The sequence below is a fragment of the Streptosporangium sp. NPDC051022 genome, assembly GCF_040683035.1.
GTDB lineage: Bacteria > Actinomycetota > Actinomycetes > Streptosporangiales > Streptosporangiaceae > Streptosporangium.
The window spans coordinates 361,058-378,845 of sequence record NZ_JBFBCF010000003.1 but is presented as its reverse complement, the minus strand read 5'-3'; the positions used below and the strand labels follow the sequence as shown (position 1 = coordinate 378,845).

Below are 17,788 nucleotides of genomic sequence, written 5' to 3'. Positions count from 1 at the left end.
GCGTTCATCCAGCCCGGACCAGGAGACAGAACCCGCTCATGCGTACCACCCGCCAGGCCATCGACACCGTGCTCCGCCCCTCCGACGAGGTGGCCGAAGCACTGGCGCAGGGCGCCCCCGTCGTGGCGCTGGAATCCACGATCATCTCGCACGGCCTCCCCCAGCCCCGCAACCTCGAGGTCGCGGCGGAACTCGAGGAGATCGTCCGTGAGGCGGGGGCCGTGCCCGCGACGATCGCGGTGCTGGACGGTGTGGCACGCATCGGCCTGGACGGGGAGGGGCTCAAGCGGATCGCCACCGAGTCCGGCCTGCGCAAGCTCGGGTTCCGCGACCTGCCGGCCGCCGCCGCGCTCGGGGCCAGCGGGGCGACCACGGTCTCGGCCACCTCCTTCCTCGCCGCCAGGGCGGGCATCCGGATCTTCGCCACCGGCGGCCTGGGGGGCGTGCACCGCGAGTGGGCCGTCACCCAGGACGAGTCGGCCGATCTCGACATGCTGAGCCGTACCCGCATCACCGTCGTCTGCGCGGGGGTGAAGTCGATCCTGGACGTCCCGGCCACGCTGCAGCGCCTCGAGACCCGCGGTGTCAGCGTCGCGGGCTTCCGCACCGGCGAGTTCCCCGGCTTCTACCTGCACACCTCCGGTGAGCCGATCGACTGGCGGATCGAGAGCGCGGAGGAGGCCGCGCGGATCATGCGGGCCCAGGACGCCCTCGGCGGCCCCGAGAGCGCGCTGATCGTGGCCAACCCGGTGCCGGTCGACGAGCAGCTCGACCCCGCCCTGCACGACCGGGTCCTCGCCGAGGCCCTCGCCGCGGCGGAGCGGGAGAAGATCACCGGCCAGGCCATCACACCGTTCCTGCTGGGCTACCTGGTCCGAGGCACCGGCGGTGCCTCGCTCGAGGCGAACCTGGCCGCCGTGCGCGGCAACGTCCGCCTGGCCGGGCAGATCGCGGCGGCGTGGAGCCGGGGAAACTGAGGCCGTCGTGACCGGAACGGGCCTGCTGGTCATCGGCGACGTCGTCACCGACGTCGTCGCGCTTCACGAGGGGCCGGCCCTGACCGGTCTGGCCGTCGGCACGGACACCGCCGCCGACATCGTGCTGCGTCCCGGCGGCTCGGGGGCCAACACCGCCTCCTGGGCCGCCCACCTGGGCGCCGACGCGCGGATCCTGACCCGGGTCGGTTTCGACACCGGGGAGTGGCACGCCGCCGAGCTGCGCCGCGGCGGGGTCAGGGCGCACTTGCGGGTGGATCCGGAGCGGCCGACCGCCGTGGTCATCGCGATGGTCGATCCGACCGGAGAGCGTTCCATGCTCACCAACCGGGGCGCGGGCGGATACATCGGCACCGACGACTGGGACGAGAGCCTGCTCGACGGGGTGGGCCACCTGCACCTGTCCGGATACACGCTGTTCGCCGAGCCGGGACTGCAGCTGTCCCGGCTGGCCCTGGCGGAGGCCGGCAGGCGCGGCGTCACGATCAGCGTCGATCCGGCCTCGACCGGCTTCCTGCGCTCCTTCGGTCCCGAGCGGTTCGTCCAGGAGACCCTGGCCGCCCAGCTGATCATCCCGAACCGGGACGAGGCCCTGCTCCTGACCGGCGAGTCCTGCGCCGAGGAGGCCGCCCGGCGGCTGAGCCTCCGGTACGGCGCGGCGGCCGTGAAACTCGGTTCCCGCGGCGCCCTGATGGCCAGGGAAGGAAAGTTGACCGCACGACTTCCCGGACTCGCCACCGAGGTGATTGACTCAACGGGAGCGGGTGACGCGTTCGCCGCCGGTCTGCTGACCGCCCTGCTGAGAGGGGCCGACGACGAGGCCGCGCTGGACACGGGGCGCCGGGCCGGAGCCGAGGCCGTGACAGCGGTCGGCGGCCGTCCTCGCATTCTCGCGTCCAATTTGGGTACCAACCGGCTTTACCCTCTTAACACCAATTGATAGCTTGCGGCGTAGGCTGCACCATTAGCCACATGCGTCACTTTGGGGAGGTTGCGGTCCGCCGATGGATGCCGAGTCATCGATCTGCCTGAGCGATCTGGTTCCGGCCCTGCGCTGGAGCAGACCCCAGCAGATCGCCGAAGCCCTGGCCGATACTCGCCTGCCCGCAGGGTGGTGGTCGTCGGTCAGCCTGCCCAAGGCCCTCGGCACGGCCGGACTCGACTGGGTCTGCGACCGGCTGGCCCGGCTCTCGGTGTCCCGCTGGGACCACCTTCCGCTGAGCGACGTACTGCCCGCACTGCACGTGCACACCGTCGATCCCACCCTGCCCGGCTGGCCCGAGCCCGCCCGCGCCGCCATCACCGGCCTGGGCGGCTGGTCCAGGCTGCGCCGCCTGACCGCCGGGGACCTGGGCGGCTCCTCCATGCCCATCGGCTCGGAGGTCGTGATGACCGCCGTGTTCCGCGAGGTGCTCAGCCAGATCCCGGGGGTCGCCGAACAGGCCGCGCAGGCCTCGCAGACCGTGCAGGTCGCGCAGACCGTGCAGACCGTGCAGGGCGCCTCCCCCGCCGCCGAGGCCCCCGCGCAGCAGCCGCAGCCCGACAAACAGGCGCCGGAGGCACAGCAGGCACCGGCCGTCCCGCAGCAGGCACCGGTCCCCGAGCCGCAGCAGGTCCGTCTCAGCGACTATCCGCTGGTCGGCCTGGTGGACAACATGTTCCGCGACTGGAACCCGCTGGAGCGCGCGGTCGCCGTCGACCGGCTGTTCGCCGTCGACCCGATCAGCCTGCGCGCCCTCGCGCACAAGCTCAACGCCGACCTCGGCGCGCTCTCCGCCGCCCAGCGGGCCGCCGAGGAACGCATCCTGCTCTGGCTGCGCTCCTCGGAGTCCGCCCCGCTCACCGGCCACATGTTCGGGCTCACCGAGTGGCTGGGCGCCGCCGCGACCCAGGAGCAGCTCATCGGCGCCGACCCGGCGCACCCCGTCGAGGTTCCCACCCTGCGCACCCCGCTCTGGCGGGTGCTGGTCACGCTCATGCCGGACCGGCGGCTGCAGGACGGCTGGCTCGTCGTCGGCGACCTGGGCGGCCTGCGGGACCGCACACGGCGGCTGCTGGCCGGCAAACAGGCCGACGCCGACATGATCGTGCTGATGGAACAGCAGCTCGGCATCCGCACCCACTCGGCGCAGGCCTGGCTGGACGCCCTGGCCGCGAGCGGCGACTCCCAGGCGGCCCAGGACGTCCCCTCGGAGACCGGCAGGCAGTTGCCCCGCCGTACCCCCGGGGCCAACGGCCACCACCGCGGCGGCCAGCCGATCCCGCAGGTGAACGCCAGCTCCATCGACCCCCGCGCGGCCCTGGCCACGCTGTCGGCCCTGTCCGGCAACACCAGGCCTCACCTGATCACCAGCCAGCGCGCCCCGCTCCACCCGCCGACCAACCCGACCACCGACCCGAGCCGCTGGCAGCGGATCGAGGTGACCAGCGAACACCTCCGGGGCGCCCCGGTGGCGGTGCCGGAGGGGTACGCCACCCAGCTCGGCATGCGCCCCGGCACGCTGCTGTCGGTCACCGGCCCCGGCGACAACGCGGTGGTGCTGGTGTGGCGGGACCACCCGGTCTTCGACTCCCTGCAGCCGGTGCTGATGCGCCTGAACGCGCGTCCCGGTGACCAGGTGTACGTCACGGTGGACGGCTACCGCCTGGACGCCCAGCTGCCCAGCTGATCCAGGGGCCCGGCTGATCCAGGGGCCCGGCTGATCCAGGGGCCCGGCTTCGGCCGGTTCCGGCGGCACGGGCGCACCGCCACCGGCGTGCACGCCGCCGGCCGGGCCGCTCCCGATCTCTTCTCGGAGGCGGCCCGGCGATGAGGGACGGGACCTGTCTCGTCCCGTCCCCGCGTCATCCGTCTATCCCACGGTGGTCGTCTGCCGCCGCTGCCGCAGGTCGTCGAGGGCGAGCATCCCGCCGCCGCCGAAGGCGACGGCCAGCAGCGCCGCGATGAGGGCGAGGGCGAACTCGTAGCCCCCCTGGGCCACGTCGAACCCGTTGGCGACGTGGACGAAGAGGATCGCGCCGAGCATGTCCAGGACGAGCAGGACTCCGGCGATCGGCAGGGCGACGCCCAGGATGAGCGCGATGCCGCCGACCAGCTCGACCACGGCCACCACCGGCGCCGCCAGGCTCGGCAGCGGGATCCCGATCTGCTGGAAGAACCCCGAGGTTCCGCTCAGGCCCATCGTGAAGAACTTCTGCCAGCCGTGGACGACGAAGATCACACCGACGCCGATCCGCGCCAGCAGCAGGGCTATGGGACGTATGCGCTCAAGCGGAAGCATGAGGGCTCCTCACTATTGTTCGAATTTGAACCATCACCATAGTTGCTGGTTCAAATTCGAACAACCCATACACTGGAAAAGTGGCGGATACGAGATGGTTGACCGAGAGCGAGCTGGACGCCTGGATGGCCTATCTCAAGGCGACGCACCTGCTGGAGCGGCGCATCGAGGAACAGCTGAAAACCGACTCCGGACTCACCCACGCCCACTACGAGATCCTCGCGAAGCTCTCGATCGCCCCCGAGCGGCAGCTGCGCATGAGTGATCTGGCCCGCAAGCTGGTCGTCTCGAAGAGCGGGCTCACCTACCAGATAGGGCAGCTGGAGAAGCGGGGACTCGTCGAACGGACGACCTGCCCCTCCGACGAGCGTGGCGTGCTGGCGGTTCTCACCGACGAGGGCATGCGCTGCCTGGAGAAGACCGCGCCGGGTCACGTGGCCGTCGTCCGCGCCTTCCTGATCGACCAGCTCACCCCCGAGGAGCTCCGCGCCATGACCCGGATCATGTCGAAGGCGGCGGCGGCGATGATTCAGGACGGCCGACGGCCCCCCGGCGGACCGACCTCCCCGAAGGGCCCCGCCTAGATCGGCCCGATCTCACGATCTCCCCCGAGGGCGAGCGGCGCGGCTCCGCCCTCGGGGGGCACCTCCACGCCCCCGCCTTCCCCGCGCCCCCTCCCGGACACGCCGGACCTCGGCGGCCTCCGGGATCTTCGGCGGAGAGGTGGGGATCCGCGACAGCACCCGCGCCCTCCCGTTCAGTGACGCATGATGAAGTGACCGCGTCCACGAGTAGGAGATCACAGGGTATGCGAGCATCCACAGACGACCATGTCCGCCGCGTGTTCGACCGGCTCGCCGACGGATACGACCGTCAGATGGGCGTTTGGGAGCGCAGGCTGCTGCGGGGTGCTCGTGAGTGGGCGGTCGGCCAGGTCAGAGGGGACGTCGTCGAGATCGGCGTCGGCAGCGGACTGAACCTCCCGCTCTATCCCCCGGACGTCACGGTGGTCGGGGTCGACCTGTCCGAGCGCATGCTGGGCCTGGCCCGGCTGCGGGCCGTACGGACCGGTCTCGACGGCAGGGTGCGGCTGCTCCAGGGCGACGCCCAGCGCCTGGACCTTCCCTCCGGCGTCGCCGACACGGTGCTGTCCACCTTCACGATGTGCACGATCCCGGACCCCGCCGCGGCGGCCCGGGAGGCTCACCGGGTGCTGCGGCCGGGCGGGCGGTTCGTGCTGGCCGAGCACGGCCCCTCCAGCAACCCCCTCCTGCGGGCGGCCATGCGGCTGGTCGAGCCGCTGAGCGTGCGCTGGGACGCGGACCACCTCACCCGCGACCCCCGGCCGTATCTGGAGCAGGCGGGCTTCCACATCGAGGAGGTCACGCGCTCGGCCCGCGGCGTCTGCTTCCGCGTGCTGGCCCGCCGCCCCTGACCCGGCACACGGCCCGGCCACGCCTGCCGGCCGGGCCCCGGGTCCCGGGGCGGTCGTCGTGGACGACCGGCCGTCCCGGCCTTCGTCCGCCGCGCGTGTCCCCTGTTCAGAGGCCGGACAGGCCCAGCTCCCTGGCGATGAGCATGCGCTGGACCTCGCTGGTGCCCTCGCCGATCTCCAGGATCTTGGCGTCGCGGTAGAAACGGCCGACGGGGTACTCGTTCATGAACCCGTAGCCGCCGAAGATCTGCGTGGCGTCGCGGGCGTTGTCCATGGCGGCGTCGCTCGCGACGAGTTTGGCGATGGCCGCCTCCCTCTTGAACGGCTCGCCCGCCAGCATCTTCTCTGCGGCGTGGTGGTAGGCCAGGCGGGCGGTGTGGGTACGGATCTCCATGTCGGCGATCTTGAACTGGATGGCCTGGTAGTGGCCGATCGGGTGGCCGAAGGCCCGGCGCTCGCGGACGTAGCGCAGGGACTCGTCCACGCAGCCCTGGGCCAGGCCGGTGGAGAGCGCGGCGATCGCGATGCGGCCCTCGTCGAGGGTCTGCAGGAACTGCGCGTAGCCCCGCCCGCGCTCGCCGAGCAGGTTGGCCGCCGGGACCCGGCAGTCGGTGAAGGAGAGCTCGCGGGTGTCGGAGCAGTTCCAGCCGACCTTGGAGTACTTCTTCGAGACGGTGAAGCCGGGCGTTCCCGAAGGCACCAGAATGGTGGAGATTTCCTTTTTGCCACCTTCGCGCTCACCCGTGATGGCGGCCACACCGACCACTCCGGTGATGTCGGTGCCGGAGTTGGTGATGAACGCCTTCGAGCCGTTGATCACCCACTCGTCGCCGTCCAGCACGGCCGTGGTCCGCATGCCGCCCGGGACGTCGGAGCCACCGCCCGGCTCGGTCAGGCCGAACGCGCCCAGCGTCTCGCCGGACGCCAGGCGGGGAAGCCACTCGGCGCGCTGCTCGGCCGTACCGAACCGGTAGATCGGCATGGCGCCCAGCGAGACCGCGGCCTCCAGGGTGATGGAGACGCTGGAGTCGACCCTGGCCAGTTCCTCCAGGGCCAGGCAGAGCGCGAAGTAGTCGCCGCCCATGCCGCCGTACTCCTCCGGGATCGGCAGCCCGAACAGGCCCATCGCGCCCATCTGCCGCACGATGTCGTAGGGGAACTCCTCGCGCTCGTAGAGGTCCCCGATCACCGGGGCCACCACGTCGCGGGCGAACGCCTCGACGGTCTTACGGAGGTCTTCGTATTCCTCGTTGAGCTTGGGCATCGTCACTCCTTGACGTTTCGGTCGGTCGTCAGGGCGGGTCCCAGTGCCTGCACGACCCGGGAGGGGCTGGGGCGGCCGAGCCCGCCCGCCAGCCAGGTGCTCGTCTCCACCAGTGAGCGCAGGTCCAGCCCGGTCTCGACGCCGAGACCGTGCAGCATCCACACCAGGTCCTCGGTGGCGAGGTTGCCGGTGGCGCTCTCGGCGTAGGGGCAGCCCCCGATGCCGCCGGTCGAGGCGTCGACCACGGTGACGCCCGCACGGAGGGCGGCGAGGGTGTTGGCCAGTGCCTGGCCGTAGGTGTCGTGGAAGTGCACGGCGAGCCGTTCCGGGCCGCCGAAGGCCTCGATCAGGGCGGCCACGTGCCCCGGGGTGCCGACGCCGACGGTGTCGCCGAGCGACAGTTCGTAACACCCCAGGTCGAGGAGTCTGCGGCCGACGGAGACCACCTGCTCGACGGGTGTCGGCCCCTCCCACGGGTCACCGAAGCACATCGACACGTACGCCCTGACACGCAGGCCGTGGTCCAGTGCCCTGGCGACCACCGGCTCGAACATCTCGAACTGCGACTCCAGCGTCCGGTTCAGGTTCCTGCCCGCGAACGTCTCGGTGGCGCTGGCGAAGATCGCGATCTCCTGGACGCCGTGTTCCAGTGCCCGGTCCAGACCCCTCTCATTGGGCACGAGCACCGGGTAGCGCACGCCGGGGACCCGTTCCATCCGGGCCAGCAGCTCCGAGGCGTCGGCCAGCTGGGGCACCCACTTGGGGTGCACGAAGCTGGTCGCCTCGATCACCCGGTGCCCCGCGGCGGCGAGCCTGGCGATGAACTCCGCCTTGACCTCGACCGGCACCACGGCCGACTCGTTCTGCAGCCCGTCTCGCGGGCCGACCTCGTAGATCGTCACCCTTTCCGGCAGCCCCGCCGCCGTCACCCGGTACGGCTCCCGCATCATGGCCTCTCGTCCCTCCGCACGACCGCCAGCACGGCGTCCATGTCGACCGCCTGCCCCGCCCTGACCGGCAGTTCGGCGACCGTCCCGCCGAGCGGCGCGGTCACGGTGTGCTCCATCTTCATGGCCTCGACGACGAGCAGCGGCTGCCCCTCCACGACCTGCTCCCCCGCCGTGACCTTGACCACGAGGACGGTGCCGGGCATCGGGCTGCGGACCACCCCGTCCCCGGTGCCGCCCGCGCCCGCCCGGTCGCCGGGGTCGCCCAGGTGGTGGCGGGTGAGCGCCCAGGTGTGCCCGTCGCGTCCGAGCCAGACCGTGTCGCCGGTCGCGCCCCCGCCGCCCCCGCCGTCCCTGGCGACGACGTAGCGCCTGCGGATCCCGTCGAGGGTGACCAGCAGGTCGTCGCCGTCCAGGGCCAGGGTCGCGTGCGCGATCCCGCCCTGCTCGGCCGGCCCCGCGCCGTCGCCGGAGGGCGCCTGGCCGTCGCGGTCCGGCAGGCGGACCTCGGCCCCGGCCGCGGGCAGCCCTCGCACCCGGACCTCGGCCACGCCGTCACGCCCCTCCAGCCGCCAGGTGGTCCACGCGGCCTCGCCGAGACGCCAGCCGTCGGGCACCTCCCAGGGGTCGGCCGGTACGGCGGGCACCCGGTCGTGGTGCAGCAGCAGGGCCGCCGCGGCCAGCACGTCACCGGGGACGCCCTCGTGCGGGACCAGCTCGGCGAGGTGGCGTTCGACCAGGCCGGTGTCGAGGTTCCCGGCGACCACCTCGGGGTGGGTGACCAGCGCCCGCAGGAAGGCGACGTTGGTCGGCACACCCAGCACGGTCGTGGCGGCGAGTGCCCCGTCGAGCCGCCGCAGCGCGCTCGCCCGGTCCGGCCCCCAGGCGACGACCTTCGACAGCATCGGGTCGTAGTCGCTGCCGACGACCCCGCCCTCGGCCAGGCTGGAGTCGACCCGGACTCCGTCGGGCTCGCGCAGCGCGAGCACCCTGCCCCCGGTGGGCAGGAAGCCGCGGGAGGGGTCCTCGGCGTAGACGCGGGCCTCGACGGCGTGGCCGCGCAGCCGTACCTCGTCCTGGGTGAGCGGCAGGGGCTCGCCCGCGGCGACCCTGAGCTGGAGCTCGACCAGGTCCAGGCCGGTGACCAGCTCGGTGACGGGGTGCTCGACCTGGAGCCGGGTGTTCATCTCCATGAAGTAGTAGTCGCCGGTCGTGCCCTGGACGATGAACTCGACCGTCCCGGCGCCGGTGTAGCCGACGGACCTGGCCGCCTCGACGGCGGCCGCGCCCATGCTCGCCCGCGTCCCGGCGTCGAGCAGCGGGGACGGCGCCTCCTCGACGATCTTCTGGTGGCGGCGCTGGAGGCTGCACTCGCGCTCGCCCAGGTGGACGACGTTGCCGTGGGTGTCGGCCATCACCTGGATCTCGATGTGCCTGGGGTCCTCGACGAAGCGCTCGATCAGCAGGGTCGCGTCGCCGAAGGCGGCGGCGGCCGTACGGCGGGCCGACTCCAGCGCCTCGGGCAGCTCCGCGGCGGAGCGCACCAGCACCATGCCCTTGCCGCCGCCGCCCGCCGAGGGCTTGATCAGCACGGGGAAGCCGATCCGCTCGGCGGCCTCGATGAGGTCGTCGCCGGGTTCGGCTCCGCCGGGGACGACGGGTACCCCGGCCGCGGAGACGGTCGCCTTGGCGCGGATCTTGTCGCCCATCGCCTCGATGGCCTCGGGCGGCGGGCCGACGAACACCAGCCCCGCCTCGGCGCACCGCCGGGCGAAGACGGGGTTCTCCGCCAGGAAGCCGTATCCGGGGTGCACGGCCTGGGCCCCGGTCGCCGCCGCGGCGGCCAGGATCCGGTCGATGTCGAGGTAGCCGCCGCCGAGCCGGACCGCGACGTCGGCCTCGCGGACGTGGCGGGCGCCGGCGTCGGCGTCGCTGTGGACGGCGACGGAGCGGATGCCGAGCCTGGCGAGCGTGCGGATGACGCGCAGGGCGATCTCGCCCCGGTTCGCGACGAGGACGGTGCCGAACATACCGCGCGGGGCGGGTGCCGGGGTCACAGGTGTCATGAGGTGATCACATCCGGAAGACGCCGTAGCCGACGGGGTCGAGGGGGGCGTTGGCCGAGGCGGACAGGGCCAGGCCCAGGACTGTTCGGGTGTCGAGGGGGTCGATGACGCCGTCGTCCCAGAGGCGGGCGGTCGAGTAGTAGGGGTTGCCCTGGTCCTCGTACTGCCTGCGGATGGCGTCGGGGTCGGCGTCGCCGACCGTGGAGAGCACGTTGGCGGCCTGCTCCCCGCCCATCACCGAGATGCGGGCGTTCGGCCACATCCACATGAAGCGGGGCGAGTAGGCCCGGCCCGCCATCGCGTAGTTGCCCGCGCCGAACGAGCCGCCGACGACCACGGTGAACTTGGGCACCCTGGCGCAGGCCACGGCGGTGACCATCTTGGCGCCGTGCTTGGCGATGCCCCCGGCCTCGTAGGCCTTGCCGACCATGAACCCGCTGATGTTCTGCAGGAAGACCAGGGGGATGCCCCTGCGGTCGCACAGCTCGATGAAGTGCGCGCCCTTGAGCGCGGACTCGGCGAACAGGATGCCGTTGTTGGCGACGATCCCGACGGGGTGCCCGTGGATGTGGGCGAAGCCGGTGACGAGCGTGCTTCCGTACTCGGCCTTGAACTCCAGGAAGCGGCTGCCGTCCACGACGCGGGCGACGATCTCCCGCACGTCGTACGGCGTGCGGGTGTCGGCGGGGACGATGCCGTACAGGTCGCGGGGGTCGTGCACGGGTTCCTCGGCGGGAACCCGGTCCCAGGGGGACGGGGTCCGCGGCCCCAGGGTGGCCACGATGTCGCGGACGATCCGCAGCGCGTGGGCGTCGTCCTCGGCGAGGTGGTCGGTGACGCCGCTGACCCGGGCGTGCAGGTCGCCGCCGCCCAGTTCCTCGGCGGTGACCTCCTCACCCGTCGCGGCCTTCACCAGCGGCGGGCCGCCCAGGAAGATCGTGCCCTGGTTGCGGACGATCACCGCCTCGTCGCTCATCGCGGGGACGTAGGCGCCGCCCGCCGTGCAGGAGCCGAGGACCGCGGCGATCTGGGGGATGCCGCGCGCCGACATGGTGGCCTGGTTGTAGAAGATGCGGCCGAAGTGCTCGCGATCGGGGAAGACCTCGTCCTGTTTGGGGAGGAAGGCGCCGCCCGAGTCGACGAGGTACAGGCACGGCAGGTTGTTGTGGAGGGCGATCTCCTGGGCCCGCAGGTGCTTTTTGACGGTGATCGGATAGTAGGTGCCGCCCTTGACGGTGGCGTCGTTGGCGACGACCACGCACTCGCGGCCCGAGACCCGGCCGACGCCGGTGATGATCCCGGCCGCGGGGGCCTCGTCGCCGTACATCCCGGTGGCGGCCAGCTGGGACAGCTCCAGGAAGCGCGAGCCGGGGTCGAGCAGGGCGTCGACGCGGTCGCGGGGCAGCAGCTTGCCCCGGGCGACATGCCTGGCGCGCGACCTCTCCGGGCCGCCGAGCCCGGCGGCGGCGGTCCGCTCCCGGAGGTCGGCGACGAGCCGCTCGTTGGTCTCCGCGTTGTCCTTGAAACTCTCGCCACCCGGGTCGCAGGCGCTTCGCAGCACCGGCCAGCCACTCATGCGAGCCCCCTTGTCCGGCACTCGTCCGACTCCGTCGCCGTGGGTTAACGGTCGCTAACGCCACTGGTGATGTTAGTCATCATTAACGTCAGCGTCTACCATGCGAGATGTGACGACTGCTCAGACCCCTTCCCGCGCTCGTGGGGCACGCCGCATGGAGATCCTGGACGCCGCGGCCGGCCTGTTCGCGGCGCGGGGATTCCACGGCGTCTCCATCGAGGACATCGGCGGCGCGGTCGGCACGACGGGTCCCGCACTCTACCGGCACTTCAGCGGCAAGGAGGCGCTGCTGTCGGAGATGCTGCTGAACGTCAGCGAGCGCCTGTACACCTCGGGCGCGAGCCGGGTGACCGAGGCCCCCGACGCGGAGCGGGCCCTGGACGCCCTGCTCACCGGCCAGATCGAGTTCGCGCTCAGCCACCCGTCGCTGATCACCGTGCACGACCGCGAGCTGGGCAACGTCCCGGAGCCGGCCCGCCGCCAGATCCGCAGACTCCAGCGCCTCTACGTCGAGGAGTGGGTCACGGTGCTGAGCGAGCTGTACCCCTCGTGCCCGCCGCCCCGCCTGCGCGCCGCGACCCACGCCGTCTTCGGCCTGCTCAACTCCACCCCGCACAGCGCGGGCGAGCTGCCGAGGGAGACGATGGCCGAGTTGCTGCGGAGCATGGCCCGTACGGCGTTCGCCGCGGTTCAAAGTTAGGGATCGTTAACGTAAAGCCATCATGTGGTCATCGGGTCCCGGCCCCGCGGACCGTCACGTGGCCGGCGACGCTGCTGGCGCCGTCGACGCCGTCGGCCCCGTCGAACTCGGCGCGCCAGTCGCCCGATCGCGTGGCGGTCACCTTCACGTCGAAACGGCCGTGCCCGTCGGTCCGGACGGTGGTCACGTCGTTCCACCGGGAGCCGTCGTCAGCGCGGAAGACGACGAAGACCTTACGGCCCCGGTAGGCCTTCCACCCGTGCCCGGTCTCGAGCTGCAGGAGACCTCGGACGCCGATCCGGGCGCCCCGGACGACCGGGTCGGGCCGGGCGCCGAAGCCGACGATCCGGCTGTGCCGGGAAGTGGCCCCGGCGGTCCCGGCGACCCCGGCGACCCCGGCGACCCGGGCGGCCGCGCGGCCCGCCCCGCCGGTCCCCGCGGACGCCGCCGTGGACGCCGCCGTGGACGCCGCCGCGGCCGGGACCGTGACCGGGATCACTGCCGGAGCCACTGCCAGAGTCGCGACGCCCAGCGTCGCCGCCACGACGACACGAACGCGTTTCGCCATCCGGGTCTTCCGTCCTTTCCGTCGGTCGCGCGTGGCGTGAGGGTGCCACGTCGTTCCTCCAAGGAGACGCGTGAGCCAGGCCACGGGTTGATGGATCCGACGATCTGTCATGAGAACCGTCAGACATCGCCGCCCGCCGCGCGAGGGGCCGCCCCGGCGCCCGCTCGTCCCCGGCACCGCCGGTCGGCCCGTGCTCCGGGTCCGGGAGCCTCCGCGACACGCTCGACGAGGCCTTTGTTCACCCTCGGTGACGACCCCATATACCGTCCGTGCGATTCCAAAGCCGTCAAGGTCCGGTGCGGGAGCCGTCGATGGGGACATAATCGGGCTGTGGCGCGTGACACAGTCGAGACCCATTTCACCGAGGCGGTGGCCGCCCTGTCTCCCGGGGCCCCGCGTGACCCCCGCCTGCCCGTGCGGGAGGGGACGACCCTGACCGGGGCCCGCTGCCGCGAGCTGTTCGAGTTCCAGCTGGGCAGCAGGCTCCTGGACATCGCCGCGCGCTGGCTCCGCGAGCAGGACGAGGGTTTCTACACCATCGGCTCGGCCGGGCACGAGGGCAACGCCGCGGTCGCCGCCGCGCTGCGCGTCACCGACCCCGCGCTCCTGCACTACCGTTCGGGGGCCTTCTACCTGACCAGGTCGGCGATGGCCGGACGGCTGCCCGAGGAGGGCCTGCGCGACGTACTGCTCGGCCTCACCGCCGCGGCCGAGGAGCCGATCGCCGGCGGCCGCCACAAGGTCTTCGGCCATCCGCGCCTGGCGGTGATCCCGCAGACCTCCACGATCGCCAGTCACCTGCCGCGCGCCGTCGGCGTCGCCTTCGCCATCGAGCGCGCCCGGCAGCTCGGCCTGCGGGGGGCGTGGCCGGACGACGCGGTCGCGGTGTGCAGCTTCGGCGACGCCTCGGCCAACCACGCCAGCGCGCTGTCCGCGCTCAACACCGCGGGCTACGGCTCCTACCAGGGGATGGCGCTGCCGCTGCTGTTCGTCTGCGAGGACAACGGCCTGGGCATCAGCGTGCGGACGCCGAAGGGCTGGGTCGAGGCGGCGCGCCACCCGCTGCTGACCTACTTCGCGGCCGACGGCTGCGACCTGGCCGACGTCCACGACGCGGCCCGGTCGGCCGTCGAGCACGTCCGCGCGCACCGCTCCCCCGCTCTGCTGCACATCGAGACCGTCAGGCTGATGGGCCACGCGGGCTCCGACGTCGAGCTGTCGTACCGGACCAAGCGGGAGATGACCGCCGACCTGGAACGCGATCCGCTCGTCGCCACCGCCAGACTGCTCGTCGAGGCGGGCCTGACCACCCCGGACGAGCTGCTGCGGCGCTACGAGGCGACGCGGGAGCACCTGTTCAAGATGGCCCTGGAGAGCTCGCGGCGGCCCCGCCTCGGCTCGGCCGCCGACGTCATGGAGCCGCTGGCCCCCCGCACCCCGCGCGCCGTCGCCGAGGCCAGCACGGTCGCGGCCCCCTCCAGGGAGAAGGCCTTCGCCGGCAGGCTTCCGGAGCAGGAGGGGCCGCTGACCCTCTCCCAGGCGATCAACCGGACCCTGGCCGACGAGCTGGCCGCCCACCCCGGCCTGCTGGTCTTCGGCGAGGACGTGGCCCGCAAGGGCGGCGTCTACGGTGTCACCCGAGGGCTGCAGAAGCGCTTCGGCGGCGGCCGGGTGTTCGACACGCTCCTGGACGAGCAGTCCGTGCTCGGCCTGGCGCTCGGGGCGGGGCTGTCCGGCCTGCTGCCGGTGCCCGAGATCCAGTATCTCGCCTACCTGCACAACGCGCTCGATCAGATCCGGGGCGAGGCCGCGACGCTGTCGTTCTTCTCCCGTGGCGCCTTCCGCAACCCGATGGTCGTCCGCGTCGCCTCCTACGCCTACCAGAAGGGCTTCGGCGGCCACTTCCACAACGACAACTCCGTCGCCGCGCTGCGCGACATCCCGGGCCTGATCGTGGCCTCCCCCGCGCGGCCCGACGACGCGGCCTCGATGCTGCGCACCTGCCTGGCCGCCGCCCGCGTCGACGGCAGCGTGTGCGTCTTCCTGGAGCCGATCGCCCTCTACAACACCCGGGACCTGTTCGAGGAGGGCGACGGCGGCTGGCTGGCGCCGTACGTGCCGCCGGCCCGCTGGGCGGAGACGCACGTCCCGGTCGGCCGGGCGCGCAGTTACGGCGACGGCCGCGACCTGACCATCGTGACCTTCGGAAACGGGGTGCGGATGAGCCTGCGGGCGGCGGTCAGGCTCACCGCCGAGGGCTACGGCTGCCGGGTCCTGGACCTGCGCTGGCTCTCCCCCCTGCCGGTCGACGACCTGCTGCACGCGGCGGAGCTGACCGGCAAGGTGCTGATCGCCGACGAGACCCGCCGCGCCGGCGGCGTCTCGGAGAGCGTCGTCGCCGAGCTGATCGACGGCGGCTTCACCGGCCGCATCGCCCGGGTGACCTCGGCCGACAGCTTCATCCCGCTGGGCGACGCGTCCAGGCACGTGCTGCTGTCGGAGGCCGAGATAGAGGACGCCGCCCGCAAACTGCTCGGCTGAGCCGCGCGGCCCGGCGGAGGCGCGCGGCTCGTCACTGCGAGATGCCGCGAATCGTCTCGTAGCCCATTTTTCTACTGGCCACGGCAAGGCAAAGTAAGCACATCAACGCAGACCGCCTACCCTCCCGTGGGGGTAGGCGGCTCTTTTTCGTCTTTCGTGACTCGGCTGTCTATGCCCAGCTCGGTGCGGATCAGGCCAGTCTCTCGGAGAGCTCAGTAGCCCTTCTGCCGCGGTCGCTGTGCTTCAGTTCCCGTCCGGGCCGAGCGGTCCGTGGTGGATAGCGGTGCGTTGAGCAAGGTGAGGACGGGGTTCACTTTTCGGCTTTACTCGCTGATGGCTGTTCTTTCCGGATCTTCAGGTGATATCTCCATGGTGGCATGTGTACACCTTGTACGCATCGGACAGCTCGAATTTTCCGATCACGTTCTTGAGGCATTTTTGCAGCACCAGCTGGCCTTCGTAGTTGGGGTGAGCTGATTCTTGCATTAGGCTGTTGCCCTCTTCTGATGTTGCGTTTGCGTGGTTGATGTAGCGAACCCACTCGTAGCGACTCTGCGCTTTGGCAAACGAGTTTGGTTCGCCAGTTGTGACGCCGTCGTATGTGGCCGTCCCCTTGCTGATGACAGTATGCTTGTTGCAGACTTCGTGGCTGTCGAATGCAAACCTGAGATTCATGAAGATACCTTTTCTACCTGCCGGCCAGAAGTCAGACTCCTTCGTCCAGCCCTCCAGGCTCTCATTTATCCTCAGATTGAGAGCATCGAGTTCGCTGAAGTTCAGATCCGTGAATGGGCACCCTTGCTTATGGATCCTTTGCACACGGCCGTCGGCCCGTCCCAGTAGTGCCGTTGTGACGAATGGCCTCGGGTATCCCTGTATGATGAACTTTGCGAACCCCGGCGTTAGCTCATAAAATTTCAGATCGGCATCGATCTTCCTGAGCAGGCTCTTCAGGTTCGACTTCAAGGCGTTGAGGTTTTCTTGCTTGACCGAATCGCTGGCCCTTTTCTCGCACTCGCCAACGTGTATCAACCAGTATTCCGCGACGCAGAACTTGATAACGTCGGACAGGTTGAGATCGTTTCCCCCGATAGACAGTACGACGTATCTGATCTTTTTACCGGTTGACGCCACGCCCTCAAGCTGGCCCACCTGCGACGTTTCTTCACCTTTGAATGAAGTTCGCATATCCGAAGTTGTCGCGCCCGAGCAGGCGAGGTTCACCGCCACAGGAACCACGGATGCGCCATGACGGTTTTTTATTGTCGTGTCCTTTGCTCCGTACACTTCAGCTACGTCGGATCTATGGCAACCAGGCTGATTCCTTCCAGAAGAATCCTTGTACATCCAAGTATTACCGTATATCTTCTTCAGGGTTGTCCCTCTTCGAGTGCGATCGGTTTGCTGCAAATCGACGTCTTGCGGTACGGCGTCTCTGTCATCGAAGTTATTCGTCCCATACGCATTCCCTCTCCATCGCCCTCCTTCTCCGGAGATATAGGAGTCGCCCATACTGACCACGTAGGCGTCTTCTACGAATTCTGGGTCCCGGCGCTCACTGTTCCCCGACGACTTGCTCGACAGGCCGAGGGCGTGGACGGTGTCGGCTCCACCTGATTCCTTCCCGCCGGCATCGGCGGGCGTAAAAGCTGACAGCACTGCCAGGGAAAAGACGCCCAGGAGCCCGATCAATCTTTTCACAATGATGTCCTTCCGTGGAGGTTGCCATGTAGCCTCGATGGCCGGGATGTGTCTATGGGCACGTAAAACCAGGGGGAAGTGTGCTTTGTTGGAGCAGGGGGAACCGTGGCGCGCAGAACGGTAATCGGGTGGAGGGGTTTATGGAGGGGGCGGCTTTCCGGTTTCCAGATCTTGGGCGAAAGGTCAGTTGCGGATAAACTGGACAGATCCCACTTTGTGCCGGTGTGAGAAGTCCACCTTCCCCTGCGGGTCTACGACTTCTACGGGAGTTCCGGTGCAGGAGCTGTTGGAATACAGTTCGGCGGTCAGGGTCTCGGACTCGTTGTGGGCCGAGAGACTGCCGATGGTCGTCTCCAGCTCCACACAGCTCTCGTCTGCGGGCACCGGCACTTCCTGGACATCGCCGATCTGGTGATGCTCGGTGTAGAGGTTCAGGGTGACGGTGCTGTCAGCGGTCGCAGGGCCGGCGATGGCACCTGTGAGCAAGATGGCCGCCGCTGTTACCGGGGCCAGGAGTGTGATCGTTCTTCTCATGGGAGGGTTCCTTCGGTAGTAACTGCACACATCCATCGATCACTCAGAGTAATTAGTCGCCTGCAGTCTGCAAGAGAGTGGTGGCGTTACCTACAGGTTCGTGAGTGTGGCTTGCGGGTGAGGTGACGGATGGGGTGACAGAGATCTCGCGATGCACCCTGGATCTTCCGAGGCGAACCC

Annotated in this window: 15 protein-coding genes; 7 read left to right on the top strand and 8 right to left on the bottom strand. The window is 70.4% G+C overall.

Annotated elements, in window-relative coordinates:
* The first annotated feature begins 38 nt into the window (after positions 1-38).
* The 3 genes from AB0N02_RS08365 (at position 39) to AB0N02_RS08355 (ending at position 3,664) form a co-directional block, all read left to right on the top strand.
* Entirely contained in the window at positions 39-977 is a 939-nt protein-coding gene (locus AB0N02_RS08365) for a pseudouridine-5'-phosphate glycosidase (protein WP_363943965.1), read from the top strand.
* Positions 978-984: 7 nt separating this feature from the next.
* Positions 985-1,935, top strand: a complete 951-nt coding sequence (locus AB0N02_RS08360; protein ID WP_363943964.1) for a sugar kinase — start codon at positions 985-987, stop codon at positions 1,933-1,935.
* Between the two features lie 64 nt (positions 1,936-1,999).
* Positions 2,000-3,664, top strand: coding sequence for a hypothetical protein (locus AB0N02_RS08355; RefSeq protein WP_363943962.1), 1,665 nt, complete (start codon positions 2,000-2,002; stop codon positions 3,662-3,664).
* A gap of 183 nt (positions 3,665-3,847) precedes the next feature.
* Here AB0N02_RS08355 and AB0N02_RS08350 read toward each other — a convergent pair whose 3' ends face one another.
* Positions 3,848-4,276: a DoxX family protein gene (locus tag AB0N02_RS08350; RefSeq protein ID WP_363943960.1), complete on the bottom strand. Its 429-nt coding sequence runs from the start codon at positions 4,274-4,276 to the stop codon at positions 3,848-3,850.
* An 80-nt stretch (positions 4,277-4,356) separates the two neighbouring features.
* Between AB0N02_RS08350 and AB0N02_RS08345 the strand changes: the two genes are divergently transcribed.
* Both AB0N02_RS08345 and AB0N02_RS08340 read left to right on the top strand, forming a co-directional pair.
* Entirely contained in the window at positions 4,357-4,860 is a 504-nt protein-coding gene (locus tag AB0N02_RS08345) for a MarR family transcriptional regulator (RefSeq protein WP_363943958.1), read from the top strand.
* A 224-nt stretch (positions 4,861-5,084) separates the two neighbouring features.
* Positions 5,085-5,711 carry a class I SAM-dependent methyltransferase gene (locus AB0N02_RS08340; RefSeq protein WP_363943956.1) on the top strand — a complete coding sequence of 209 codons (627 nt, stop codon included), beginning with the start codon at positions 5,085-5,087 and terminating at the stop codon, positions 5,709-5,711.
* A 106-nt stretch (positions 5,712-5,817) separates the two neighbouring features.
* On the opposite strand, the gene AB0N02_RS08335 is transcribed toward AB0N02_RS08340, so the two are convergent.
* From AB0N02_RS08335 to AB0N02_RS08320, 4 genes are read right to left on the bottom strand one after another with little or no spacing between them, the layout of a single operon-like run.
* Complete coding sequence (locus tag AB0N02_RS08335; RefSeq protein ID WP_363943954.1) at positions 5,818-6,981, bottom strand: acyl-CoA dehydrogenase family protein; 1,164 nt, start codon at positions 6,979-6,981, stop codon at positions 5,818-5,820.
* Positions 6,978-7,925, bottom strand: coding sequence for a hydroxymethylglutaryl-CoA lyase (locus AB0N02_RS08330; protein ID WP_363943952.1), 948 nt, complete (start codon positions 7,923-7,925; stop codon positions 6,978-6,980). Before AB0N02_RS08330 ends, AB0N02_RS08335 begins: the two co-directional genes overlap by 4 nt.
* Positions 7,922-9,952: a biotin carboxylase N-terminal domain-containing protein gene (locus tag AB0N02_RS08325; protein WP_363944227.1), complete on the bottom strand. Its 2,031-nt coding sequence runs from the start codon at positions 9,950-9,952 to the stop codon at positions 7,922-7,924. The genes AB0N02_RS08330 and AB0N02_RS08325 overlap by 4 nt, the downstream gene beginning before the upstream one ends.
* Before the next feature lie 43 nt (positions 9,953-9,995).
* Positions 9,996-11,564 carry a carboxyl transferase domain-containing protein gene (locus AB0N02_RS08320; protein WP_363943950.1) on the bottom strand — a complete coding sequence of 523 codons (1,569 nt, stop codon included), beginning with the start codon at positions 11,562-11,564 and terminating at the stop codon, positions 9,996-9,998.
* Between the two features lie 100 nt (positions 11,565-11,664).
* Between AB0N02_RS08320 and AB0N02_RS08315 the strand changes: the two genes are divergently transcribed.
* Positions 11,665-12,264 carry a TetR/AcrR family transcriptional regulator gene (locus tag AB0N02_RS08315; RefSeq protein ID WP_363943948.1) on the top strand — a complete coding sequence of 200 codons (600 nt, stop codon included), beginning with the start codon at positions 11,665-11,667 and terminating at the stop codon, positions 12,262-12,264.
* Positions 12,265-12,292: 28 nt separating this feature from the next.
* Here the strand turns inward: AB0N02_RS08315 and AB0N02_RS08310 are convergent, their stop codons facing one another.
* Positions 12,293-12,832 carry a hypothetical protein gene (locus AB0N02_RS08310; RefSeq protein ID WP_363943947.1) on the bottom strand — a complete coding sequence of 180 codons (540 nt, stop codon included), beginning with the start codon at positions 12,830-12,832 and terminating at the stop codon, positions 12,293-12,295.
* 330 nt (positions 12,833-13,162) lie between these two features.
* On the opposite strand from AB0N02_RS08310, the gene AB0N02_RS08305 reads away from it, so the two are divergent.
* Positions 13,163-15,373 carry a thiamine pyrophosphate-dependent enzyme gene (locus tag AB0N02_RS08305; RefSeq protein WP_363943945.1) on the top strand — a complete coding sequence of 737 codons (2,211 nt, stop codon included), beginning with the start codon at positions 13,163-13,165 and terminating at the stop codon, positions 15,371-15,373.
* A 354-nt stretch (positions 15,374-15,727) separates the two neighbouring features.
* Here the strand turns inward: AB0N02_RS08305 and AB0N02_RS08300 are convergent, their stop codons facing one another.
* Together AB0N02_RS08300 and AB0N02_RS08295 are read right to left on the bottom strand one after the other, a co-directional pair.
* Positions 15,728-17,074 (bottom strand): hypothetical protein, encoded by a 1,347-nt coding sequence (locus AB0N02_RS08300; RefSeq protein WP_363943943.1) that lies wholly within the window; start codon positions 17,072-17,074, stop codon positions 15,728-15,730.
* Positions 17,075-17,257: 183 nt separating this feature from the next.
* On the bottom strand, positions 17,258-17,608 hold the full coding sequence (locus AB0N02_RS08295) for a hypothetical protein (RefSeq protein ID WP_363943941.1): 351 nt from the start codon (positions 17,606-17,608) through the stop codon (positions 17,258-17,260).
* Positions 17,609-17,788 lie beyond the last annotated feature (180 nt).